Here is a 22,499-nt window from a genome sequence, read left to right as displayed (position 1 = left end):
CCGCGATTTGCTGGATGGCATGGTTGCCCCACTTCGCCCCGGCCTCGTCGACACCGTCGTGCGCCAGGCGGGCGGCCTTCTCGTGGGCCGTGAGCGGGAGATCGCGGTCTTGACAGACGCGCTTGGCGGTGCGCGGTCGTGCGTGGTCTACGGCGCGACTGGGATGGGCAAGAGCGCGCTGCTGGCCGTCGCGTCGTCGATCGCGGTGCGGAGCGGGTTGCGGCCGGTGCGCGGGCTGCGGGCGTTGGCGGAGGTCGACCGGCACACGGTGCTCGTGGTGGACGACGTCGAGCAGCTCTGTGCGGAGGAGACCGAGCGGTTGTCGCGATTCCCCGGCGTCGTGGTGCTCGGCGGTGACGTCGATCCGGACGCCTTGGACCTTGCGGTGGACGCCGTGCGGGTGCCGTTGCGGCCTGTCGACGCGGAGTCGGTGGCCGAGCTGATCCGGCGCCGGTTCGACGTCGAGTCGCCGGAGCTGACCGCGTTGTGCCTGCACTTCAGCGGCGGCGCCCCCGGTGTGGTCAGCGATGTGCTGGACCTCGTGCCGGACCTTTCGTCGTGCGACACGCTTGCCGGGTTGCGGTTGCCACGGCTGCTGCGTGCCGTGCGGCGGCACTGGCAGGTGCTGGACGCCGACGCGGCGATGGTCGCCCGCGCGCTCGCCGTGCTGGGAGACGCACCTCTGGACCTGCTGTGCGAGGTCGTCGGAACGGGCTCGTACCAGACGCTCGCCGCGTTCGAACGGCTCGTCGACGCACGGCTGGCCGTCGCCGATCCCATGCGGATCCAGTCGCCGGCACTGGGTCACGCGATCCGGCACGAGATGGAGCCCGAGGCACGGGAGCACTTGCACCGCAAGGCTTCAGACGTCATGCATCGGCGGTGCGACCCACCCGCCGCTGTTGCTGACCACATCGTGGCGTGCGCGGAACCCGTTGGTGCGCAATGGGTCGCTCCGCTGTTGCACAGCGCGGCGCGGTTGCACCGGGCCGCTGGACGTCCGGCCCGTGCGGAGAAGTGCCTGCGAGCGGCTCTGCGGGAACCGATGGACGGGCCGACGGCGGCGCAGGTGGCGATCGGGATGGCGGATCTCCACGTGCGGTGCGGGATCGCGCCACGGGCCGATGAGCTTGCCCGGCAACGACTTTCTGTCGACGGTGATGCGTTGGACTGGCTCGATGTGGTGGCGCTGGACTGGCAGTGCGACGAGGACGTCCTGGACGCTCTGGGAAGTTCTCCTGACGTTCCCGCGGATCCTGAGCAGGCGCTCCGCGATCTCCCGGAGAGCGGGCCGCGATTGTTGCCGGCGCTCGTGCTCGCCGGACTCGGGCTGGTGCTCGCCGAATCCGTCGCGGTGCTGGACTTCGCGCCACGGTTGCGAATCCGGCTCGTCGGCGCGGAGAACGACTGGCTGGTGGCGCTGGAGATGTGGGCGCACCGGGCGAACGGTGACCACGCGGCGGTGTTCCGGCTCATGCGTGATCTCGCCCGGTCGTCACCGGCGCGAGGTTGCGTGGCGTTGGGGGCCGCGGCGTTCGTAGCGTCCTGTGTGGACAGCGGTCGTGCGGGCGAGGCGCGGGAGATGTTGGTACGCCTTGGTTACACGGGCACGTTGCCGCCCGCGTGGGTGTGCACGTTGTTGCTGCATCACCGAGCGCGCATGCACCTCGCCCTAGGTGCGCCGCGGGCCGCGCTGGCCGACGCCGAACGAGCCGGGGTGCCCGAACTGCTCGACGAGGCCAGGGCCGCGCTGGAGGAGCCGTATCGGCCGGTGCGCGGGGCGGCGTGGGGAAAGCTGACGCCACATGAGGCGCGCATCGTGCGGTTGGCGCTGGAGGGGGAGACGAACCGGGTGATCGCGACGCGGTTCAACGTCACCCAGCGCGCTGTCGAGCTGCATCTGACTCGCGTGTACCGCAAGGTCGGCATCAACAGGCGCGTGCAGCTGTCTTCGGTTTTCGGTCCCAGTTGAGACCCGCCATTTGAGATTCGTTGTCACCCATACGGATGTGAACCTCGTGCGGCCGTCCCGACGTTCTTTGCCAACAACAGCAACGAAACGACGGGAGCTCACGATGTCCGGCCGCAGTGACGACCAGCCCCAGCGCACCCCGATCGTGCCGGCGATGCCCGAGCACGACGTCCACGACGTGCTGCAGGGCGCCATCACGTGGGACCAGTACTACGGCTCCGAAGCTGCTTGACTCACAGCAGGCCGGACCGGATCGCCCACGCCACCGCGTGCACCCGGTTGCGCAGCCCGAACCGTTCCAGCAGCTGGTGCAGCGCGTACTTCACGGTCCGCTCCGAGCAGAACAGCCGCGCGGCGACCTCCGCGATCGTCGCACCGTCGGCCAGCAGCTTCAGCAGCTGCAGATCGCGGTCGGTCAGCACCGACGCCCGGTCCTGCACCGGTTGCCCGCCGACGAGCAGTCTGATCAGGCGTTCGGCATTGACGTCCGCGCGCCGCACCGGGGTCGCGAGTCCGGCCTGGGCTGCGATCGACGGTGTGAGGTCGTGCACCCGTGCCGCGATCACCACGATCCTGCCCGAACCGGTGGCGCGCAGCCGTGCGGCTTGTTGTGTGCAGAGTTCGTTGACGACGGCGAGTAGCACATGTGCGTCGGTACGGTCTTGCACGACCTGCACTCGTGGGGAGTTCTTCAGCAGGTGTGCCACGCCGGCGGCGCTGATCAGGTCACGGGACTCGACCGCGACCCGCACCGGTTCGATCCCGATGTCCACGGTCGCCAGGGCTGTGCTCATGATTGCGATCGTGCAGGCTTTCCGCGGCTGTCCACTTCGGAAAACCGAACCGATCCGATGAGCACCTGTCTGTCGCCGGCGAACGTGCGGAACTCGCCAGTCGGCCAGTGCTCGATCCGGAGCTCGTCACCGGGGAACGCGGGTGCGGTGAACCGGGCGTGCAGCTCGGTGAAGTCCTTGCCGCGCACGGTGATTCCGAGCGTGCACAGGCCGTGCAGGATCGGCCGGTCGAATCCGGCTCTGGCGGCGAATTCCGGGTCGTAATGCATCGGGTTGACGTCACCGGTCTCGCGATAGCGCAGCGCTTGGTCGGCGGACGTCTGGAAGTAGCTCACGGCTGGTTCGTCCGCCGGCACCTCGAACATGCGGGTCTCGCCGCGTTCGCCGCCGAAACCGCCTTCGCCCTTGATGAAGCACGACGACCGCGTTCTCGCGTACTCCGACTCCCAGGTGCTGACGACGAGAGCGCCCGAGCGTTTGTCGTAGATGTCGGTCACGGTCTTGGTGACGACCGCCGAGCCGTGTGACGGAAGCCTGCGGTGCAGCCACAACGACTGTTCGGCGTGCAGCACCTGCGTCATGTCGGCGCCGGTCAGCCCCAGCTGCGGGCCGCCCTGCTGCAACAGCGGGATGGCGAACGCGGGGGAGTAGGCCCCGACGGCCGACCCGAACACCCCGGCGTCGCCGGCCGACCAGGTGCGGACCTGTCGTTCGACGACGCCGAGGATGTCGTGTCGCAGCATTTCCCCAAGATAAGGGCTAACCGAGCGTGCCGCGGACGTTCGCGTGCCCCTTGAGCAGGTTGCGGGCGATCGTGCGGCGCTGGATCTCGTCGGTGCCCTCGTAGATCCGCAGCAGCCGCAGCTCGCGGTACCAGCGCTCGATCGGCAGCTCACGGGTGTAGCCCATGCCGCCGTGGATCTGCAGCACGCGGTCCACGATCTCGTTGGCCTTGATGCCGCCGTAGAGCTTCGCGATCGACTGTGCCTGCCGCGAGTCCTTCTTCTGGTCGACGAGCCACGCGGCGTGCAGCACGAGCCAGCGCAGCGCCTCGATCTCGACCGCGGAGTCGGCGATCATCCACTGGATGGCCTGGTACTCGGCGATGGGCTGGCCGAACGTGACGCGGTTCTTGGCCTGCTCGATCGCCATCTCGACCAGCCGCTCGACGCTGCCGAGCGCGCGGGCGGGCAGCAGGTACCGGCCCTGGCCGATCCACTGCATCGCCAGGTTGAAGCCCTTGCCGAGCTCGCCGAGGATGTTCTCCTCCGGCACCCGCACGTTGTCGAACACGAGCGCCGCCGGGCCCCACTGGCCCATGGTCGGGATGGGCTCGGACTTCCAGCCCATGTCGCGGTCGACCAGGAAGCAGGTGACGCCGCCGTCGGCGCCCTTCTCCTTGTCGGTGATCGCGAACACCATCACGAAGTCGGCCTCGTTGCCCTGCGTGATGAACGTCTTCTCGCCGTTGATCACCCACTCGTTCCCGTCCTTGACGGCGGTCGTGCGGATGGCCTTGGCGTCACTGCCGGCGCCGGGTTCGGTGATCGCGAAGCACGACACGCGTTCGCCGGAGATGGTCGGCAGCAGGTAGCGCTGCTTCTGCTCCTCGTTGCCGTGGAACAGGATGTTGTCCGCGTACCCGCCGAACCGGAACGGGACGAAGCTGCGCCCGAGCTCGGCCTCGATGAGCGCGGTCATCATCCCGCCGAGCCCCATGCCGCCGTACTCCTGCGGCGTCAGCACACCGAAGAACCCGGCCTGCTTCGCCTTGTCCTGCAGGGCTTTCAGCTCGTCCTTCGGCAGGCCCGGCTGGCCGGCGCGCTCGCGGCGGAGCACCTCGGGCTCGAGCGGGATGATCTCCTTGCGCACGAAGGTCCGCACCCAGTCGCGGATCTCCTTCTGTTCTTCGTCGAGCGTGAAGTCCATTTTCTGCCCCTTAGACGAACGCGTTGATGCCCGTCAGCGCACGGCCGATGAGCAGTTTCTGGATCTGACTGGTGCCCTCGTAGAGGGTGGTGACTCGGGCGTCCCGCAGGAACTTGCCCACGGGGTACTCGTCTATGTAGCCGTAGCCGCCGAAGACCTGGATGGCGCTGTTGGCGACCTTGACCGCGGCCTCGCTGGCGTAGAGCTTGGCCATGCTCGCTTCGGTGCTGAACGGCTGCCCGCGGTCAGCGAGGTCGGCGACGCGCCAGGTGAGGAGCCGGGCGGCGTCGGTCTCCACGGCCATGTCGGCGAGGAGTTCCTGGACGAGCTGGAAGCCCGCGATGGGCTTGCCGAACTGCTCCCGTTCCTTCGCGTACTGGAGTGCGGCCTCGAACGCGCCTCGTGCGGCACCGACGCAGCCCGCCGCGACGGACATGCGGCCCTTGTCGAGCGCGCCCATCGCGAGCTTGAAGCCTTCGCCTTCGTTGCTGAGCAGGGCGTCCGCGGGCACCTCGACGTCGTCGAGGGTGATCTCGGCGGTGGCCTGGCCGCGCATGCCGAGCTTGCCCTTGATCTCGGTGGCGGCGAAGCCCGCGGTGCAGGTGGGGACCAGGAAGGCGCTGATGCCCTTAGGCCCCGGTCCTCCGGTCCGGGCGAACACCAGCGCGACGTCCGCCCACGTGCCGTTGGTGATGAAGACCTTGCGGCCGTTGATGCGGTAGCCGTTGTCCGTTCTGGTGGCTTTGGTGACGAGGCTGCCGGCATCTGACCCGGTGCCGGGTTCGGTGAGCGCGAAACAGCCGACTTGGGTGCCCGCGGTGAGGCCCGGCAGCCAGCGTTGTTTCTGCTCCTCGGTGCCGTGCTTCGCGATCGACTTCGCGACCAGCCCCAGCGACACCGAGATGATGCCCCGCACCGCTGAATCGCCGCGCGCGACCTCTTCGAGCACCAGGCAGTAGGCGAGGTTGTCGCCGCCGGAGCCGCCGTAGCGCTCGTCGATGCCGAGCCCGAGGAACCCGACCTCGCCGAGCGCCGGGACCAGCTCTTTGTCGATCGCTTCCTCACGGTCCCAGCGCGTGGCGTGGGGGACGATCCGCTCCTCCGTGAAGCGGTGCGCCAGCTCCTTGAGCTGCCGGTGTTCGTCCGAAAGCGTCAAGTCCAACCCAGAACTCCCGACTGGTGCGGCCTCCCGATTAACCGAACAGTGTTAGGTTAACTCACATGCCCCGGCCGAGCACCCCTCTGCTGAGCCCCGACCGCATCAGGTCGGTGGCTCTGGAGATCATCGACCGCGACGGCCTCGACGGCCTGTCCATGCGCAAGCTCGCCGCCTCGCTGGGCGTGCAGGCGGCGTCGCTGTACGGGCACGTCCGCACCAAGGACCAGCTGCTCAACGACGTCGCATCCTCCATCCTGTCTACAGTCGACGTCTCCGGATTCACCGTCGACTGGCGGGAGGGCTTGATCCGGTGCGCGCGCTCGTACCGCGCGGCGCTCTCGTCGCACCCGAACATCGTCCCGTTCCTGGCGTACGGCCCGGCTGGTCGTGACGAGTCGCTGAAACGGCTGGACATCCTGCACGGCGCGTTGGTCGACGCCGGCTGGTCGCGCAGGGAAGCCACGATGATCGCCGCGGGCCTCATGTACATCGTGTTCGGTTCGGCGCTGAGCTCGTTCTCGAGCGGCTTCTCCGCCGACCCCGCCGACTACTCCGGCCGCTACCCGCACCTGGACCGGGCCCACCTGCTGCCGGGCGTCGCGCGCGAACTCGACCGCGACAGCTTCGAGCTGGCGCTCGCGGCGTTCGTGCGCGGCCTCTAGTGTCTTGGCGTGGCTGCTGCGAAGGCGAAGGCGATCGAGCTAGAGGTCGGTGACCAGCTGGTGCGGGTGTCCAACCCGGACAAGCCGTACTTCCCCGCGCGGGGCATCACCAAGGGGCAGGTGGTCGAGTACTACCGCACCGTGGCCCCCGCGCTCCTGGAGGTGCTGCGCGACCGCCCGGTGGTCCTGAAGCGCTACGTCGACGGCGTCGAGGGCGAGGCGTTCTACCAGAAGCGCGTGCCCAAGGGTGCCCCCTCGTACGTCGAGACCGTGCAGGTCAAGTTCCCGTCCGGCCGGCCCGCCGACGAGATCTGCCCGACCTCGGAAGCCGTCATCGTCTGGGCCGCGAACCTCGGCACGTTCGACTTCCACCCGTGGCCGGTGCGGCGTACCGACGTCGACCACCCCGACGAACTGCGCATCGACCTGGACCCGCAGCCGGGCACCGACTTCTCGGACGCGGCCCGCGTCGCTCTCGTGCTGCGCGAGGTGCTGGCCGACGCCGGTCTGACGGGCTACCCGAAGACTTCCGGCGGCCGCGGCATCCACGTCGCGGTCCGGATCCGGCCTTCGTGGGACTTCATCGACGTGCGCCACGCCGTGATCGCCCTGGCCCGCGAGGTGGAAAAGCGGGCCCCTTCCCTGGCGACTTCGGCGTGGTGGAAGGAAGAACGCGGCGAGCGCGTCTTCATCGACTTCAACCAGGCCGCCCGCGACCGCACGATCGCCTCGGCCTGGTCGGTCCGCGGCACCCCGCGCGCCACCGTCTCCACGCCGGTCACCTGGGACGAACTGTCCACTGTGGATCCGGACGACTTCGACGTGCTGACCGTGCCGAAGTACCTGGAGGAGCGCCGAAATCTGCACGCCGGCCTGGACTTCGAGGCGTTCGGCATCGAGAAGCTGCTGGAGTGGTACGCCGCCGACCCGCGCGGCGAGATGCCGTACCCGCCGGACTACCCGAAGATGCCGGGCGAGCCGATGCGCGTGCAGCCGTCGCGCGCCCGCAAGCAGGAGTAACGGCCGACCGTTTGGCACCGATTCACCAGAGGTGACGGGGATCTCGACGGTGGTGGCCGCGATGGCGCAGACCGCCGTCGCCTGGGTGCACGAGTCGCCCACGCCGATCGCGGAGCCACAACTGCACCGCGTCGAGGGCTACCTGCGCGGACCCGACTGCGCGAGTTTGTTCGAACTGCTGTGCCAGCTGGAGAACACCGAGTCGGGCGAGTTCCACCACGCTCAGGAACGCGCGGAACTCGCTCAGGCATTCCAGCTCGAACTGGTTCGCGCGGTGGGGAACGACAGTGAGGAAGCACGGGCCTTCGCGTCCTCGCTGTGGGACTTGATCGAGCTCAACGCGCCGGCCCGCACCCATGCCGTCGATCCGCAGGACAAGATCGTGATCGCGGTGACCGGGCCGGAACGTCCCATCGCAGAGCGGCTCGCGCTGGCCGTCGATCTGGGCAGGCGCACCGAGTCGGCCAGGACCGGCGAGGTTGTCCGCGCGGCGATGGGCCAGGCGTATGAACGCATGGTGATGCCGCATTCGAAGGCGGACTTCCGCTTCCCGACCGAGCGGATCTACGTGCCGCGCAACGTGTGCAGGAAGGACGCCAGGGGCGACCTCGGCACGCTGACGAGCGAGGACAGCATGACCGACCGGCGGTTCGTCCTCGTGGGCAATCCCGGTGCGGGCAAGAGCACGTTCATCCGGCGTCTGATCCATCGTGCGGCGGCGGAGGGTGCGCGGGTGCCGTTGCTCGTGCAGCTCAAACGCCACCAGGAGATCGTGGACGACTTCGTCACGATCATCGCGCGTGAGTTGCGGCCGCTGACGCAGCGGGTGGTGCCCCGGCAGCACATCGCCGACCTCCTCGACACGGGCGCCGGGCTCGTGGTGTTCGACGGGCTGGACGAGGTCGGTGACATCCATTCGAGGCGTGCGTCGGTGGTGGCGATCGAGGCCTTCGCCGCACGTTTTCCGTTGGCGCACATCGTGGTGACGTGCCGGGAGGAGAGCTACCCGGTCGCGATGCTCGACGCCGTCAAGTTCCCCGTGCACTGGCTTCCCGACTTCGACAGCGACCAGGTCGAGTACTACGCCCGCATGTGGTTCTCGTTGGTGCACGGGGTTGTGGACGGAGGTGAGTCGCGTGCGGCGGCGTTTCTGCGCGACAGCGCCCACGTGCTGGACCTGCGGTCGAATCCGTTGATGCTTTCCCTGCTCTGCATGCTGTACCAAAGTGAGGGCTACATCCCGGAGAACACCGCCGACGTCTACCGCGAGTGTTCCGAGCTCATGCTGGTGCGCTGGGACTCCGTGAGCCAGGTGCCGTCGGTCATCAGGTCATCGGTGAAGCTCGCGAAGTTCCTGGTGCAGGAACTGGCGCAACATTTCTTCTTCACCCTTGGCGGGCAGGGCGACGAGGGCGAGACGACACTCCTGCGGCTCGTGGTCGCTCATCTGCGCGAGCGGGAGGAGGAGGGCGCGCGGTCGTACCACCAGCAGGCGCGGGACTTCCTGGACTACTGCGCGGAGCGGGCTTGGGTGCTCACCCAGGTCGACACCTCGCTGGACGGCGAGCGGCGGTTCGGCTTCACCCACCGCACGTTCATGGAGTACTACACCGCTTGCTACGTCCTCCGGACCTGTGAGAGCTCGGAACAGATCGCCGGGTATCTGCTGCCCATGATCACGTCCGGCAAGAGCTCGGTCGTGCCGCAGATCGCGTTGCAGATGTACGACGTCAACCGGGCTGATGGCGGCGACGCGTGCGTTCGCTTGTTCCTGGAGGATGTGCGGCGCCGGCCGGATGTCGGAGCGGAGCTCGCGGTCGTCACGTTCTGCGTGACGTTCCTCGAACACAACAACATTCGCCGGAGCACGGCGGAAGCCTTGCTGGAGCACGCTTTCGGGCTGCTCGGCAGAACCGGTGACCGGTTCCTGTACTCCTCGCTGCGGGCCGTTCGGTTCGTCAAACGCACCGGCACCGCCACCGTGGCTCGAGCGATCCTGGCACGCACCGCGTCCCAGCGTGCCGCTCGGACAGACCTGCGGCAGGGCGCCGGAATGGTCGTACGAGTGCCTGCGGCCGCTTACGAGGCTGACCTGGGGGAAGCGCGGCACAGCCTCATGAAGCCCGGTGCGTTCGTGGCCCGGCACGGGGTGGCGTCGCTGGTGTACGCCCTGTTGCCGGGGGAGCCGGTGGAGTACGTGGCCGGGCCCGTGGTCAAGGCGATCGGTGACGGCAGGGCGCCCAATCCCGCGTTGAAGGTGCTCGCGCCCAGCTGGCGTGCGGTGCTGCCTCTCCCGCGATCGGCGCTGCCGGCGATCATCGCCGAGTTCGACCGGGTTGCGGTGGCACACCTGGTCAAGACGTTCGGGTTCGGGCTGGACGGGTTCGCCGGGCTCATCGCCGTGCTCGGGACCGCTGCCTTCGAAGCGAACGTTCCGTGGCAGTTGCCGGTTCGGTTGCTCGACCACTTCCGGGTGCCCGTTCCAGCGGCGCCGAGTCCGGCCGGACGCCTGGCGTTCGGCGAGCGGATGCGGCTCTACTCTGGTGAGGGCGTGGAGATGGAGCCCGTCCGCGAGTTGCTTCTGTCCTGGAAGTCCGGGCACGTGTCGTTCGTCGCCTACAACGCCTGAAGCAGCTGCAGCCTCATGCCGACTCTGCGGCGAGCGGCTATCTCGTGGACGATGAGCTCGACCGCGGATTTCTTGATGCTGAAGGAATAGTTGTCGTCGACCGGGTTCAACGACACCAGCTCAGGGTGAACTCGGCTTCCCTCGGGAAGTTCCACCAGGTAGCGCAGGTAGGGGACCGGGTAGTTCCAGTAGTACGTGAAAGCGTCGGGCTCGCCCGACATCAGGACCTGGTCCCTGCCAGGCCAGCTCACCGTGTAGCAGAGCCGTAGTTCTTCTCCCATCTGAAGATGTGCGGCGAAGCAATGGATTCCTATCTGGAGCTTGTCGTTCGGGAGCCATCGGGTGGTGCTGTACCACCGGGAATCGCCGCCTCGTACCTCGACCGCTGCCCGGACGTACCTCATCTCCTGCCATTCCAGGTCATCTCGACCGGAGCCCAGCACTATCTGGAAGTATCTGGCCCCTTGCGCAGCGGCCCGCACGCGGATCTGAAGGTTGATCACCGCATCGCCGTTGGAACGAACCACTGTGTGATCGTTCCAATGGGTCACACGCCAGTCGGTTTGTGCGCTTCTGAACGAAACGTCGGAGTGGTGCTCCAGGAACTTCTGGTACACGGCGCAGTTCCCGAGCAGCTGGTCACGGGTTGCCTGAGTGAGCAGATGCCACAGCATGTGACAACGCTGATACAGAGCATGATGCGATCGAAACGGCCGTAGGGGTTAATCCGGTTGTGTTCTGCGGTGGTCGGGTGAGGCTCCTGGCATGGAGGCGATGAGCGCGCCGTCTGGTGGTTCGGGATGTGAGCCAACTGGCTGTATCGGGAACGGATCCAGCGGCCGACCTCGTAGAATGAGACGGATACGAGAGGAGGTCGCGATGTCCCAGGCCTATGTTGTGCGGTACGTCGGCGGTCCCCTCGACGGCCGGGTCGACTCGCTGCCGTCAGCGCCGGAGGACCCGAAGCGGACCGTCACCCACGTGCACCTGCACGGCGGGCCCAAGATCGTGCACGTCTACGACCTGTCGTACGCGGTCGAGTACGGATGTGAGTACCGGCTGCGCGCCGAAGAAGAAGACTGAGCAACCCTCACGTGGACATGCACAGGCAACCGGGTTTACCGTACCTGTCATGAGAGCGCTCTCACACACTGTGGTGCGAGAGGAGTTTCAATGCACGTGCGGATTCGAGGAGCGATCGGCATCGCGGCGGTGGCGATGTCGCTCGTGGCGGCAGGGCTCGTGGTGGGACAGCGGCCGGCGGTGTCGCACGCGGGGCACAGTCACGTCTACAGCGCTGAGCAGGCGCGGGCGATGGTCGAGCAACAGGCGATCCCGGGGTCCGAGTTCCGGGTCACCTGTGCGTCCAGTCATCGCGGGCAGAATGACCCGATCGTGTTTCAGAACCAGTCGGGTGTCTCCCACATGCACGAGTTCTTCGGCAACCGGACGACGAACGCGTTCTCGACGCTGACGTCGTTGCGGGCCGGGACGACGAACTGCGATCCGATCTCGGACAAGTCGGCGTACTGGGTGCCGACGCTGTACAAGAACGGTCAGCCCGTCGCACCGGACAGCGTGACGATCTACTACCAGGGCATTCACGACCGCACGCGGGCGGTCGCGCATCCGCAGGGGTTGCGTTACGTGGTGGGGAATTCCAAGGCCGCGTCGCCCGCGGAGAACCCCGCGGCGCGGTGGTCGTGCACGACGCAGTCGCCGTCGAGCCGCGACTTCCTGGTCTGCCCGGCAGGCACCAAGGTCGAGACCTATCTGGACTTCCCGACCTGTTGGAACGGCAGGGATCTCGACTCGGCGAACCATCGTGACCACATGACGTTCGCGGTGGGGCTGGTCTGCCCGTCGTCGCATCCTGTGGTGGTGCCGCGGCTGGAGCTGCTGATCACCTATCCGGTGAACGGCGCCGGGTTGTCATTGGGCGGCACGGTCGGCGGAGCCAATGTGACAAGCGCGCCCGGCTACACGTTCCACGGTGACTTCATGAACGCCTGGGACCCCGCCGAGCTGGAACGACGGGTCCGCAACTGCATCAACGCGGGTTACATCTGCGGGACCAACGGGAACCCTTAGTGATCTTGCTGCCGACCCGGTGCTCAGAATTGTCAGGGGTGTAGGGCATGCTGGGGCACAGGTGTTCGAACGGTTGGGGAGGCAGCGCGATGGCGAAGAAGAGCGGGCTGTCGGCGGACGACGTCGACAGCCTGCGCTCGCAGCTGGATGGAGGCACCCAGCCGCTGGTGTGGTTCACGGCGGCCGCGGTGGGCATGGAGGCGGGGAGGTCGGCGAAGCTGCTGGCGTTCACCGACCCGGAAGAGGGCGATTTCATCCAGGTCCGGCCCACGGGCTCGAAGGACGAGATGTCCTTCTCCCCGGCCGAGCTGACGCTGGAGAAACCCCCGCCGCGCAAGAAGCCGGCGACCCCACCTCCTGCGCCACCGGAGCCGCCGCGCGAGACTGAGATCATTCACCCCTACGTCCCGGAGGCGCCGGTGAAACCCGCGGCCCCCAAGCCGAAACCCGCGGCCGCCCCCGCGGCCGAGCCCGTTGCCGCCGCGAAACCCGCGCGCAAGCCGTCGTCGAAGGGCGCGACACCCGAGGTCACGGTGACCCTGGTGTCGACGGGCGACGGCGAGTGGACCGTGGAGGTGTTGCAGGGCACCAGAAGGGCGGTCCGCCCGACCCCGGTGTCACCTGCTTCGGTGTCGCAGGCCTCGAAGCTGCTGACGCCCGAGGTCGCCGAGATCGTCGAGGGCGTTCTGAACGCGGCGCGTGCTCAGCAACTGGCTCGGGTGGAGCAATTGCGGGCCGAACTGGAGGCAGCGCAGAAGGCTTTGGACGACCTGGGCGCATAGCGGCGTCACGCGCTGCGACTCCCCGGTAGTTGTCCGTACGCGTTCGGGTGAGAGGGGTTCCCAGGGCTGGTGCCGGGGCGGACCGTGGGATGCGCGGAGGTCCCGCGCAGGTCCGGCTTGGAGGACGGGGAGGCCCTGATGGGTACGTGTGGGTGCTGTTCCGGGTGCACGGGTCCCGGCTGCGGCTGCTGTTCGAGCTGCTGACACCAAGATTCGGCTGGGGAGCCTTCCGCGTCGTGGTCACGCGGAAGGCTCCCCAGCATCATGCTCGGCCGCTACGCGAGTGCTTCCAGTTGCCGGCGCACATCTGAGGCTTGAGGCGCGCCGAGATCACTGAGGATCGCCAGAGCTTCCGTCCACGCCTGGCGCGCCTGGTCGGCCTGACCTCTGCGGAGCTGAATGCTCCCGAGGCAGTAGAGGATCTCGGCCTCCCCGCGCCTGTCGCCGATTTCCGTGCGGACGACCAGCGACTGCCGGTAGGCCTCCATGGCCTCGTTCAGCTGGCCGAGTTGCTCGTAGGTGGCTCCGATGCTGTGGAGAGCGAAACCCTGTCCGTGCAGATCGCCGATCTCCCGCCTGAGCGCGAGCGATCTGTTCAGGTGATCGAGTGACTCGTCGAAGCGTCCGAGGTCACGATAGGTGGAACCCAGCCGGTTCAGCGTGACGGCTATACCACGCTTGTTGCCGCCTTCGAGCCGGATCGCGAGTGCCTCGCGGTGGCATTCGAGCGCGGCGTCGACGTTCCCCTGCTTGCGGTAGGTGGAGCCGAGCATGTCGAGGCTGCCGGGAGTACTGGCGAGGTCGCCGATGTTCCGGCGAATCGTCAATGATTCCTCGAAGAGCGCAGCGGCCTTGTCGAAGCGCTGGAGGTCGTAGTACGCCACGCCGAGCGACCTGACGATCCAGGCGTGGCTCCTGTCATCGCCCAGGAACCGGGCGGACGACAGTCCGAGCTCGTAGGTGGCGATCCAGTCGGTCCACGGTTTACGCAGGTCGTAGTAGCTCCACAGCACTCGAGGGAACTTCGCGGCCAGTGAGTGCTCGCCGAGCTGGGCCGCGTAGCGGGCCGCCGCCGCGAGGTTGGCCCCTTCGGTCTCGCACCACGCCAGGGCTTCGCGACGTGAGGTGAAGGGTGGGGGAGCGGCCGGCATTTCCGGCAGTTCGACCATGGGTGCCGTGAACAGCGGCAGCAGGAGGTGGTCAGCGGCGCCGGCGGCGTGGAGGTACCAGCCGAGCATGCGGCGAGCCGCCTCGAGACGGGACTCGGCCGGCTCTTCCGACTCGGCCAGTTCGGCCGAGTAGAGGCGAAGCACGTCGTGGAACCGGTACCTGCCTGGACCGTTCGCCTGGATGAGGTGTGCCGCGGCGAGCGTCTGCAGGAGCCGTTTCGCTTGCGGCAGGGCGACACCGGCGAGCGCAGCGGCCACCGGTGCGCTGAAGTCGGGGCCGGGGTGCAGGCCGAGCAACCGGAACAGCCTCGCACTGTGAGGAGAAAGACCGCGGTACGACCACGAGAAGACCGCGCGTACCGCGGTGCTCGCATCCTGTTCGTCATCACTGGACAGCACGTCCAGACGACTGCGTTCGTCCTGCAGTTCGACGACGAGTTCGCTCAGGGGAAGGTCGGGCTCGGACGCCGCTCGTTCGCCCGCCACTCGCAGCGCCAGCGGCAGCCTGCCGCACTGGTCGACCAGGATCGTGGCGGCGTGCGGTTCGGCCGCGACCCGGCCGTCGCCGACGAGGTCGCCGAGCAGACTGAGGGATTCGTTGTGGGACAACAGGTCCAGGGTAAGTCGCTGAGCGCCGTTGCGGGCGATCAGGCCGGCCAGGCCACTGCGGCTGGTGATGAGGGCGAAGCAGCTGCTGGAGCCGGGGACGAGTGGACGCACCTGTTCCGGGGTGCTGGCGTTGTCGAGCACGACCAGCATTCGGCGTCCGTCCAAGAGCGACCGGTACAGGGCGGCCTGATCGTCGAGCCGCGGTGGAACCGCGTCGCCGGACACGCCGAGGGCGTGCAGAAAGCCCTCGAGGGCCTGGGCCGCGGTGACCGGCGCGTCGGGCGAGTACCCGAGCAGGTCCACGTACAGCTGGCCGTCGGGGAAGTGTGTGCGGGCACGGTGCGCCCACCGCACAGCCAAGGCGGTCTTGCCGACACCTGCGGTACCGGCGATCGCGCAGATGACGACCGCGGATGGTGCGGCGGACTTCTCGACGCGCAGTGCGTCGAGTTGCCGAAGCTCGTTCTCCCGGCCGCTGAACTGCCGGATGTCAGCCGGAAGCTGGTGCGGTATCACGGGACGGATGGACGGTTCGGGCTGACGCACGTACAGATCACCCTGGACGTCCCGGATCTGCACAACGTTGCTCGCACCGCCGTAGAGCTGGTTGGTGTGCTCACCGTCCATGCTCGTCGAGGCTACGGAGTTCCTGGCCCGGTGTCGGGGACCGCGGTCTCCGATCAGCCATGTGGCGGATCAGATCAGGGCGGGCAGACGGTGCCGTTCGACGGCACCTTCGCGTCGATCAGGTAGTCGCGCACCGCTGTGGTCGCGCACCCGGACAAACCCAGGGCTCCGTGCCCACTGCCCTGCCATCCGATCAACGCCGACCCCGGCAGCCGCTGCGCCGTGTGTTCGGTGCCGGGCGCGGGGGTGTAGGGGTCGTTGGCCGTGCTGAGCACGACGATGGGCGGCGCGCTCTTCAGTGCGTCGACCTTCTCGGCCTTGGGCGGCGGGAACGGGTTGCAGTGCAGCAACTGGCGGGCGAACAGCGCGCCGAACAGCTGGTGCTTGCCCTGCCAGTCCGCGGTCAGCGCCTTCACACGGTCCGGCGGGATGCGGGTGGCGGTGTCGTTGCAGCCGACCACCAGGCCGGCGTCGAAGCGCGGCGGGTTCTCGTCGAGGTCGTTCACGAGCGGGTCGAGCAGGGCGAACAGGCCGCTGCCGTCGCCAGCGCGCGCCTTCACCAGCGCGTCGGTGAGCTGTGGCCAGCGCGAACGGTCCGCCAGGCCGGCGAGGATCGCGTTCAGCGCGGAACCGGGCGTCAGGTCCACGTACTCGCCGCGGACTCGCGTGGTGCGCAGCTGGGTCAGAAGGGCTTGGACGTCCTCGCGCGGGTTCGTCAGGGCGCAGCCGCGGGTCTTGCAGTCGGTGGCGAACGCGGCGAACGTCGCTTCGGCCGCCACCGCACGGGATTCGAGGACGCCGACCTGGTCGAGCGTCGGGTCCGGGGCGCCGTCGAGGACCGTGCGGCCGATGCGGCTCGGGTAGCGCTGGGCGTAGGTCGTGATGACGCGTGAGCCCTCGCCCAGGCCGATGGCGTTGAGGCGATCGGTGCCCAGGTAGTCGCGGAGTCGTTCGAGGTCGGCGGCCGCGCGCCACGAGTCGAACGCGGTGAGCCTGCCTTCGAGGTCGAGCACGCATTCCTGCGACGCCTCACCCGCGGCGACCACGAGGTTCGACTGCTCGGTCTCGGCGGGGTCGTACTCGACGAGCTGTGCCCGCGTTGCCTGCGGCACGCACGACATGCCGTCCGAACGGCCCGTGCCGCGACGGTCCATGCCGATGATCGTGTACGTGCTGAGGATCTCCTTGGGCAACGTCGCCGCGAGCCGCGCGGCCTTCATCGTGCCGGGCTCGCCGCCGGGGTCGTTCACGACGACCAGCGCGCTCTTGCCGGTGCCGACGCGCATCAACGCGATGCCGAGGGTGCCGCGGCCGGGACGTCCCGGCGGGTCGAGCACGACGGTCATGCGCGAGCACTCGTACTTCTGGTCGCCCTGGGGTGCGTCGGCACCGAGGCGGTCCTTCATCTGCTCGTTGCACGCCGTCCACGCGAGCGAGTCCGTCTTGTACTCGCTCAGCGGTGGCACGGGCTGTGGCCCCGCGAGCGTGCTCTGGTCGACGGGCTGGTTCTCCTCGCCCTTGACCGCGATCACCGGCCTGTTCGAGGGACCCGCGCTGCACGCCGTCAGCACGCTCACTGCCAGTAGGGCCAAGGCAGCGCGACGCACAGAATTCCTCACTCTCGTTCACACTCCGGACCACGAGCGTCGCATGCACGAGGTGAGAATCCAGTGAGTCAGGCGGGGGTGCAGACGAAGATCGGGATCCGCCGCGTCGTGCGCTCCTGGTACTCCTCGAACGGCGGGTAGGCCCGCACCGCCAGCGGCCACAGCCGTGCCCGTTGCTCGTCGTCCGCCTCGGCCGCGCGCATCGCCCGCCGGTGGGATCCGAGCTGGATCTCGATCTCGGGATGCGCCTTGAGGTTGTAGTACCAGGGCGGGTTCTTCGGCGCGCCGCCCATCGACGCCACCAGGACCACGTCGTCGCCGTCCTGCGTGCACATCAACGGGAGGGTGATCCGCTTTCCCGACCTGGCGCCGGTCATGGTGACCAGGCAGATCGGGCAGCCGTTGAGCGTGCTCATGACGCGTCCTCCGGTGAGCCGGTAGACGGCGACGTTCACCCGGCTGATCACGCGCATGACACGAAGCGGTGGTGCCTGAGAGGTCTTCACGGGCTCCACCTTCCTCTTATTCGGATGCCCGGTGGGAAAAGCGTGAGTCAGGATGGGCCCATGGCTCACGCTGATCGGCTGCCCGTCGCCCGGCTGATGGGAGGCATCCCGCCGACGGCGCTGGTGCTGCTCGGCATCGTCAGCGTGCAGGTGGGCGCGGCCCTCGCGAAGCAGCTGTTCACCGTCGCGGGCTCGGCGGGCACCGTGACGTTGCGACTGGTCGTCGCCGCGATCGTGCTGGTCGCGATCTGGCGCCCGTCGCTGCGGATGGACCGCCGCACACTCGTCATCGTCGTGAGCTACGGCGTGGTTCTCGGCGCGATGAACCTCTGCTTCTACGCGGCACTCGAACGCATCCCGCTCGGCGCGGCGGTGACGATCGAGTTCCTCGGCCCGCTGGCGGTGGCGGTCGCGGGCTCACGGCGCTGGCTCGACGGCGTGTGGGTGCTGCTCGCGGGTACCGGCGTGGTGCTGCTGACGCGCGTGCAGGGCGGTCTGTTGTGGACGGGCGTGCTGTTCGCGCTGGCCGCGGGCGCGTGCTGGGCGGGCTACATCCTGCTGGCGGCGAAGCTCGGCAGCAGGTCGAACGACGGCAAGGGCCTGGCGCTCGCGATGGTCGTGGGCTCCGCGATCGCGCTGCCGTTCGGCATCTCGTCGGCGGGCACCGCGATGCTCGACCCGGTCGTGCTCGCGGCGGCCGTCGCGGTCGCGCTGATGTCGTCGGTGATCCCGTACTCGCTGGAGCTCGAGGCGCTGCGCCGCATGCCGCCGCGGGTGTTCGGGATCCTGATGTCGATGGAACCGGCGGTGGCCGCGGTGGCGGGCCTGCTGTTGCTGGGGGAGCAGCTCAAGCCGGCGCAGTGGGTCGCCGTGTGTTGTGTCGTGATCGCCTCGGTCGGGAGCACGCGGACGGCGCGGCCCGACGTGTAGCTGGTGGTCAGCGGGCGCGGAGTTCGCCCTTCAGCACCGACGCCACGTCGTAGCGGGCCGGGATCTCCAGCTGGTCGTAGCGGCACGACAGGGGCTCGCGGTCCGGGCGCCACCGGGCGAACTGGCCGTTGTGCCGCAGCCGCACGGGTTGTTCGCCCTCGGTCTGGGTGTAGTGGATCTCCAGGACTCGCTCGGGGCGCAGCGCCACGTACTCGGCCTGCTTGCCGCGCCACCGGTTGATCTCGCCGGGAATCCGTTGGCCTGGCTGAGGGTTGGCCCACGGGTGCGAGTCGGACTCGGTGATCAGCGGCGCCAGCTCCTCCGCCAGCGAGCGGCGTTCGGCGGCCTTGAACGAGCCGCAGACGCCGATGTGGTGCAGCAGGTCGTTCGAGTCGTAGACGCCCAGCAGCAGCGAGCCGACGGCGGTGCCCGGTTCGGTGTCCTTGTGCCAGCGCAGGCCGGCCAGCACCACGTCGGCGGTGCGGGCGTGCTTCACCTTGATCATCGAGCGCTTGCCAGGGGTGTACGGGCCGTCTTGGAGTTTGCCCATCACGCCGTCCAGACCGGCGCCTTCGAAGAGCGTGAACCACTCGCGGGCCGTTTCCACCGAGGTGGTGGCCGGTGTGATGTTCAGGTCCGGCAGTTTCAGCAGGGCCTCGCGGCGGGCGACCGTCGGCGACTCCAGCAGGACCTCGGAGCCCAGGGCCAGGAGGTCGAACGCGACGAACGTGGCCGGTGTCGACTCGGACAGCATCGTCACGCGTGAGGCCGCCGGGTGGATGCGTTCGGACAGCGCGTCGAAGTCCAGCTCCTCGTTCTTGGCCACGACCAGTTCGCCGTCGACGACCACGCGCTCGGGCAGCACCTCCAGCATCGAGGCGACGACCTCGGGGAAGTAGCGGTTGAGGGGCTTGCCGCTGCGGGACTGCAGGAGGACCTCGTCGCCCGCGCGGAACACCACGCAGCGGAAACCGTCCCACTTCGGCTCGAACAACAGGTCGGCGGTATCCGGTATACCGTCGACCGCGGTAGCGAGCATGGGCTGCAACGGTGGCGTCAGCGGTAGGTCCACGCGCGCCATACTGCCTCTTCAGCTGGAATTTCGCCGCTGATACCGCAGCAACAGCACGTCGTCCGCCCGCAGGACCGAGGTCAGCGTCAGATCCACGGGCGGGATCACCGTGCCGTGCGCGATCCGCGAGGAGTCGCCCACCGTCAGCAGCGGCGACACCGTCAGGTTCAGCGCGTCGACCAGGCCGTCGGCGATCATCGTCCCGAACAGTCGCGGCCCGCCCTCCAGGTTGATCTTGTGCAGGCCCCGCGCCGCGAGCTCCGCGACGGCCACCCCCAGGTCGACCTCGTCCTCCCCGGCGATGATCACCTCGGCGGGCAGCGGCGGCAGCTGGGCGGACGCGCAGGTGATCACGATCGGCGGCACCGAGGTGTCGGTGAACAGCGGCAGGTCCGGCGTGAGCGTTCCGCGTGCGGTCACCACGGCGATCGGCAACGGCCGTTCCCGGCGCGCGCCCCGGTAGCCCTCGATCAGCACGGTGCCCGCACCGACCATGACGACGTCGGACAGCTCGCGGCCGAGCGAGTAGATCTGCTTGTCGGCGGGCGAACCCAGCCCGGAGGACCGTCCGTCGACCGACACCGCACCGTCCACGCTGGACACGAAGTTCGCGGTCACCCACGTCCGGTCCGGTGGATAGGCGTAGAGCGACTCGAGGGCTGTGTCGGTCATCTCAACGCCCGGTGAGGGCCACAACATCTGCACGAACACATCCCATCACGCCGATAGGCTGCGGGCATGCGCCTGTCCGACCGGGATCCCCAGATCGGGGCTGACGAACTGATCGAGAACCTGGTGCCGCCACCGAGGTTCGACCACGTCAGCTTCGACAGCTACCTCCCCAACCCGGACGAGCCCAGCCAGGCCGCCGCGGTCGAGGCCGGCCGCCTGTTCGCCGCGCGGGTCAGCGTGAAGCCGAAGAAGTGGTCGCTGTTCGGGTCTCGCACCGACGACGAGGGAAAGCTCGGCCTCTACCTCGACGGCGGCTTCGGCGTCGGCAAGACCCACCTGCTCGCCTCGCTGTGGCACGCGGTCCCCGGTCCCAAGGCGTACGGCACGTTCGTCGAGCTGACCAACCTCGTCGGCGTGCTGACCTTCCCCGAGGCCGTCAAACGGCTGAGCGCCCACAAGCTGCTCGCCATCGACGAGTTCGAGCTCGACGACCCCGGCGACACCATGCTGGTCACGCGGCTGATCAAGGAACTGATCGCGGCGGGGGTGTTCGTCGCCGCCACCTCGAACACGCTGCCGGACAAGCTCGGCGAGGGCCGGTTCGCCGCGGCCGACTTCCTGCGCGAGATCCAGTCGATGTCCTCGAAGTTCGACGTCGTGCGCGTCGACGGCCCGGACTACCGCCACCGCGGCCTGCCCGATGCCCCGCCGCCGATGTCCGACTCCGAACTGCTGACCAAGGCCGCGAACACCCAGGGCTCGACCATCGACGACTTCGACGAGCTGTGCAAAGCGCTCGCCCGCATCCACCCGTCGAAGTACGGCAGGCTCGTCGACGGTGTGTCGGCCGTGCACCTCAAGGACGTCAAGCCCGCGCCGGACCAGTCGGTGGCGCTGCGGCTCGTGGCGTTCGGCGACCGGCTCTACGACCGCGACATCCCGGTGGCCGTGTCGGGGCAGCCGCTGTCGGACCTGTTCACCGAGGAGATGCTGCGCGGCGGGTACCGCAAGAAGTACCTGCGAGCGGTCTCCCGACTGGTGGCGCTAAGCCGCTGACCAGGCGATGTCCCGGCCCGCACGGGCGTAGAAGCGGTGCAGCTCGGCGTCGATCCTCGCCGAGTCGGCGTCGCTGAGGACGACCGACGGATCGGTGTACGGCCACGACTTCACGATCCGGGCGCGCAGTCCTGCCGGCGGGTGGTCGTGCCACAGCGACGCCTTCTCCGTCACCGACCTGTCCAGCACGTCGCCGACGTCCGCCGATGCCCGCCACGCGTCCGCGGCTTCCCGCCACCGCGCCGCACCGGGATGGTTGCGGCGGGCCGTTTCGACGTTCGCCTGGGTGCCGCGTTCGACGGCCGCGATCGAGCCCATCAGTTGCTCGGCGGACGCGAGGTCGATCATCGACGCCTCGGCCGCCGCCGTGCCCGCCAGCCGGACGGCGAGGGCGTCGGCGCAGTACTCCGCCCGCTGGTGGTCGCGCGCCGCGACCGCGATGACACCGGTGCCGATCAGCAGGAACAACCGCTGCAGCAACATCTGGAACGGCCACATCGCCCGCTCGGCGAGCTGGCCCCACAGGTTGTCGCTGACGAACGTCTCCGACGGCCGCACCAGGTCTGCCAGGATCAACGGTGTGCGCACCGCGGGCTGGGTGAGCAGGCCGCGCGCCGGGTCGCCGTTCACGAAGTGCCCGAACTCGTGTCCCAGCACCGCCACCCGCTGCTGGGGAGTGAGCACCCCGAACAACGGCAGGCCGATCGTCAGCGTCCGCTTCCGGAGCCACCCGTGGGTCCCCGCGGACGCGTTGAAGTCGGCGTCCAGCGCCACCCGGTCCGGCATCCGCGTGCCTGCGGCCGTCGCGATCCGGTCGAGCAGCGCGAACAACACCGGTGCGTCGTCGCGGTGCAGCTCATGCCACACGTCCTCCGCACTCCAGAGCCGGGGCCGCAGCGCCCACGCGACCAGCAGCACCGGGATCCCCGCGACGATCGAGAAGAACGACGGGAAGTCCCGCACCACGAGCCATCCGCCCAGCAGAGCGAGTCCCGACACGATCAGCACCAGCACCGCGGACAACGCGACCAGAGCGGCGCGGACCGTCGTCCACTCGGGGCGGGTGGGTGGCGTGCCCTCGTACGCGGCGTACTGCTGAGCGTCGAGTCTGAGCGCGAGCTTCTTGGAATATCCCCCAGGCATGCGCGGGAGTATGACTGAATGGCCAAGTCCGAGTTTGACTCAGGCGGCGTTCGAGTATCCACTGGGTGAC

Annotated in this window: 21 protein-coding genes; 10 read left to right on the top strand and 11 right to left on the bottom strand. The window is 68.6% G+C overall.

The features are described from left to right. Nucleotides 1-19 precede the first annotated feature (19 nt). Both ACWGE0_RS26905 and ACWGE0_RS26900 read left to right on the top strand, forming a co-directional pair. Nucleotides 20-1,972: a LuxR C-terminal-related transcriptional regulator gene (locus tag ACWGE0_RS26905; protein WP_452263674.1), complete on the top strand. Its 1,953-nt coding sequence runs from the start codon at nt 20-22 to the stop codon at nt 1,970-1,972. A gap of 103 nt (nt 1,973-2,075) precedes the next feature. Further along, a complete protein-coding gene (locus ACWGE0_RS26900; RefSeq protein ID WP_452263673.1) occupies nt 2,076-2,204 on the top strand; it encodes a hypothetical protein in 129 nt (42 codons plus the stop codon). Nucleotide 2,205: 1 nt separating this feature from the next. Here the strand turns inward: ACWGE0_RS26900 and ACWGE0_RS26895 are convergent, their stop codons facing one another. Genes ACWGE0_RS26895 through ACWGE0_RS26880 form a run of 4 tightly spaced genes read right to left on the bottom strand, consistent with a single transcriptional unit; the run spans nt 2,206 to nt 5,857 of the window. Further along, nucleotides 2,206-2,766, bottom strand: a complete 561-nt coding sequence (locus ACWGE0_RS26895) for a LuxR C-terminal-related transcriptional regulator (RefSeq protein ID WP_452263672.1) — start codon at nt 2,764-2,766, stop codon at nt 2,206-2,208. After that, nucleotides 2,763-3,509 carry a MaoC/PaaZ C-terminal domain-containing protein gene (locus ACWGE0_RS26890; RefSeq protein ID WP_452263671.1) on the bottom strand — a complete coding sequence of 249 codons (747 nt, stop codon included), beginning with the start codon at nt 3,507-3,509 and terminating at the stop codon, nt 2,763-2,765. The genes ACWGE0_RS26895 and ACWGE0_RS26890 overlap by 4 nt, the downstream gene beginning before the upstream one ends. 16 nt (nt 3,510-3,525) lie before the next feature. Beyond that, on the bottom strand, nt 3,526-4,695 hold the full coding sequence (locus tag ACWGE0_RS26885) for an acyl-CoA dehydrogenase family protein (RefSeq protein WP_452263670.1): 1,170 nt from the start codon (nt 4,693-4,695) through the stop codon (nt 3,526-3,528). 10 nt (nt 4,696-4,705) lie between these two features. After that, nucleotides 4,706-5,857 (bottom strand): acyl-CoA dehydrogenase family protein, encoded by a 1,152-nt coding sequence (locus ACWGE0_RS26880; protein ID WP_452263669.1) that lies wholly within the window; start codon nt 5,855-5,857, stop codon nt 4,706-4,708. A gap of 59 nt (nt 5,858-5,916) precedes the next feature. On the opposite strand from ACWGE0_RS26880, the gene ACWGE0_RS26875 reads away from it, so the two are divergent. Genes ACWGE0_RS26875 through ACWGE0_RS26865 form a run of 3 tightly spaced genes read left to right on the top strand, consistent with a single transcriptional unit; the run spans nt 5,917 to nt 10,165 of the window. After that, nucleotides 5,917-6,516 (top strand): TetR family transcriptional regulator, encoded by a 600-nt coding sequence (locus ACWGE0_RS26875; protein WP_319966879.1) that lies wholly within the window; start codon nt 5,917-5,919, stop codon nt 6,514-6,516. Between the two features lie 9 nt (nt 6,517-6,525). Then, nucleotides 6,526-7,536 (top strand): non-homologous end-joining DNA ligase, encoded by a 1,011-nt coding sequence (gene ligD / locus ACWGE0_RS26870; RefSeq protein ID WP_452263668.1) that lies wholly within the window; start codon nt 6,526-6,528, stop codon nt 7,534-7,536. Between the two features lie 31 nt (nt 7,537-7,567). Next, nucleotides 7,568-10,165: an NACHT domain-containing protein gene (locus tag ACWGE0_RS26865; RefSeq protein ID WP_452263667.1), complete on the top strand. Its 2,598-nt coding sequence runs from the start codon at nt 7,568-7,570 to the stop codon at nt 10,163-10,165. Here ACWGE0_RS26865 and ACWGE0_RS26860 read toward each other — a convergent pair. Next, the gene (locus tag ACWGE0_RS26860) at nt 10,153-10,782 is read right to left on the bottom strand and encodes a hypothetical protein (RefSeq protein WP_452263666.1); all 630 of its coding nucleotides are present in this window, start codon (nt 10,780-10,782) and stop codon (nt 10,153-10,155) included. The genes ACWGE0_RS26865 and ACWGE0_RS26860 overlap by 13 nt on opposite strands. A 262-nt stretch (nt 10,783-11,044) precedes the next feature. Here ACWGE0_RS26860 and ACWGE0_RS26855 point away from each other — a divergent pair, with 262 nt between their 5' ends. The 3 genes from ACWGE0_RS26855 to ACWGE0_RS26845 all read left to right on the top strand — a co-directional run bounded on the left by ACWGE0_RS26855 (nt 11,045) and on the right by ACWGE0_RS26845 (nt 13,038). Then, a complete protein-coding gene (locus ACWGE0_RS26855; RefSeq protein ID WP_452263665.1) occupies nt 11,045-11,248 on the top strand; it encodes a hypothetical protein in 204 nt (67 codons plus the stop codon). A 96-nt stretch (nt 11,249-11,344) separates the two neighbouring features. Further along, nucleotides 11,345-12,256 (top strand): DUF1996 domain-containing protein, encoded by a 912-nt coding sequence (locus ACWGE0_RS26850; protein ID WP_452263664.1) that lies wholly within the window; start codon nt 11,345-11,347, stop codon nt 12,254-12,256. Between the two features lie 89 nt (nt 12,257-12,345). Further along, nucleotides 12,346-13,038, top strand: coding sequence for a DUF6319 family protein (locus ACWGE0_RS26845; RefSeq protein WP_452263663.1), 693 nt, complete (start codon nt 12,346-12,348; stop codon nt 13,036-13,038). Nucleotides 13,039-13,313: 275 nt separating this feature from the next. Here the strand turns inward: ACWGE0_RS26845 and ACWGE0_RS26840 are convergent, their stop codons facing one another. The 3 genes from ACWGE0_RS26840 to ACWGE0_RS26830 form a co-directional block, all read right to left on the bottom strand. Beyond that, on the bottom strand, nt 13,314-15,443 hold the full coding sequence (locus tag ACWGE0_RS26840; RefSeq protein WP_452263662.1) for an ATP-binding protein: 2,130 nt from the start codon (nt 15,441-15,443) through the stop codon (nt 13,314-13,316). 74 nt (nt 15,444-15,517) lie between these two features. Continuing rightward, a complete protein-coding gene (locus ACWGE0_RS26835) occupies nt 15,518-17,020 on the bottom strand; it encodes an alpha/beta fold hydrolase (protein WP_452263661.1) in 1,503 nt (500 codons plus the stop codon). A 98-nt stretch (nt 17,021-17,118) separates the two neighbouring features. Next, nucleotides 17,119-17,556, bottom strand: coding sequence for a nitroreductase family deazaflavin-dependent oxidoreductase (locus ACWGE0_RS26830; RefSeq protein ID WP_452263660.1), 438 nt, complete (start codon nt 17,554-17,556; stop codon nt 17,119-17,121). Between the two features lie 60 nt (nt 17,557-17,616). Between ACWGE0_RS26830 and ACWGE0_RS26825 the strand changes: the two genes are divergently transcribed. Then, nucleotides 17,617-18,486 carry an EamA family transporter gene (locus ACWGE0_RS26825; protein WP_452263659.1) on the top strand — a complete coding sequence of 290 codons (870 nt, stop codon included), beginning with the start codon at nt 17,617-17,619 and terminating at the stop codon, nt 18,484-18,486. 7 nt (nt 18,487-18,493) lie between these two features. Here the strand turns inward: ACWGE0_RS26825 and ACWGE0_RS26820 are convergent, their stop codons facing one another. Together ACWGE0_RS26820 and ACWGE0_RS26815 are read right to left on the bottom strand one after the other, a co-directional pair. Further along, nucleotides 18,494-19,567 (bottom strand): ATP-dependent DNA ligase, encoded by a 1,074-nt coding sequence (locus ACWGE0_RS26820; RefSeq protein ID WP_452263658.1) that lies wholly within the window; start codon nt 19,565-19,567, stop codon nt 18,494-18,496. 9 nt (nt 19,568-19,576) lie between these two features. Continuing rightward, a complete protein-coding gene (locus ACWGE0_RS26815) occupies nt 19,577-20,230 on the bottom strand; it encodes a pyrimidine reductase family protein (protein ID WP_452263657.1) in 654 nt (217 codons plus the stop codon). A 66-nt stretch (nt 20,231-20,296) separates the two neighbouring features. Between ACWGE0_RS26815 and zapE the strand changes: the two genes are divergently transcribed. After that, nucleotides 20,297-21,286, top strand: a complete 990-nt coding sequence (gene zapE, locus ACWGE0_RS26810) for a cell division protein ZapE (RefSeq protein WP_452263656.1) — start codon at nt 20,297-20,299, stop codon at nt 21,284-21,286. On the opposite strand, the gene ACWGE0_RS26805 is transcribed toward zapE, so the two are convergent. Then, entirely contained in the window at nt 21,275-22,429 is a 1,155-nt protein-coding gene (locus ACWGE0_RS26805; RefSeq protein WP_452263655.1) for a M48 family metalloprotease, read from the bottom strand. The two genes, zapE and ACWGE0_RS26805, sit on opposite strands and share 12 nt — an antisense overlap. Nucleotides 22,430-22,499 lie beyond the last annotated feature (70 nt).

The organism is Lentzea sp. NPDC054927, from assembly GCF_053610285.1.
This window is presented reverse-complemented; position numbering and strand designations above follow the sequence as displayed.

Coding starts and splice junctions, on each gene's coding strand:
- ACWGE0_RS26905 (WP_452263674.1), top strand. CDS start 20: ATGGTTGCCCCACTTCGCCCCGGCCTCGTCGACACCGTCGTGCGCCAG.
- ACWGE0_RS26900 (WP_452263673.1), top strand. CDS start 2,076: ATGTCCGGCCGCAGTGACGACCAGCCCCAGCGCACCCCGATCGTGCCG.
- ACWGE0_RS26895 (WP_452263672.1), bottom strand. CDS start 2,766: ATGAGCACAGCCCTGGCGACCGTGGACATCGGGATCGAACCGGTGCGG.
- ACWGE0_RS26890 (WP_452263671.1), bottom strand. CDS start 3,509: ATGCTGCGACACGACATCCTCGGCGTCGTCGAACGACAGGTCCGCACC.
- ACWGE0_RS26885 (WP_452263670.1), bottom strand. CDS start 4,695: ATGGACTTCACGCTCGACGAAGAACAGAAGGAGATCCGCGACTGGGTG.
- ACWGE0_RS26875 (WP_319966879.1), top strand. CDS start 5,917: ATGCCCCGGCCGAGCACCCCTCTGCTGAGCCCCGACCGCATCAGGTCG.
- ACWGE0_RS26855 (WP_452263665.1), top strand. CDS start 11,045: ATGTCCCAGGCCTATGTTGTGCGGTACGTCGGCGGTCCCCTCGACGGC.
- ACWGE0_RS26845 (WP_452263663.1), top strand. CDS start 12,346: ATGGCGAAGAAGAGCGGGCTGTCGGCGGACGACGTCGACAGCCTGCGC.
- ACWGE0_RS26840 (WP_452263662.1), bottom strand. CDS start 15,443: ATGGACGGTGAGCACACCAACCAGCTCTACGGCGGTGCGAGCAACGTT.
- ACWGE0_RS26825 (WP_452263659.1), top strand. CDS start 17,617: ATGGCTCACGCTGATCGGCTGCCCGTCGCCCGGCTGATGGGAGGCATC.
- ACWGE0_RS26820 (WP_452263658.1), bottom strand. CDS start 19,567: ATGGCGCGCGTGGACCTACCGCTGACGCCACCGTTGCAGCCCATGCTC.
- ACWGE0_RS26815 (WP_452263657.1), bottom strand. CDS start 20,230: ATGACCGACACAGCCCTCGAGTCGCTCTACGCCTATCCACCGGACCGG.
- zapE (WP_452263656.1), top strand. CDS start 20,297: ATGCGCCTGTCCGACCGGGATCCCCAGATCGGGGCTGACGAACTGATC.
- ACWGE0_RS26805 (WP_452263655.1), bottom strand. CDS start 22,429: ATGCCTGGGGGATATTCCAAGAAGCTCGCGCTCAGACTCGACGCTCAG.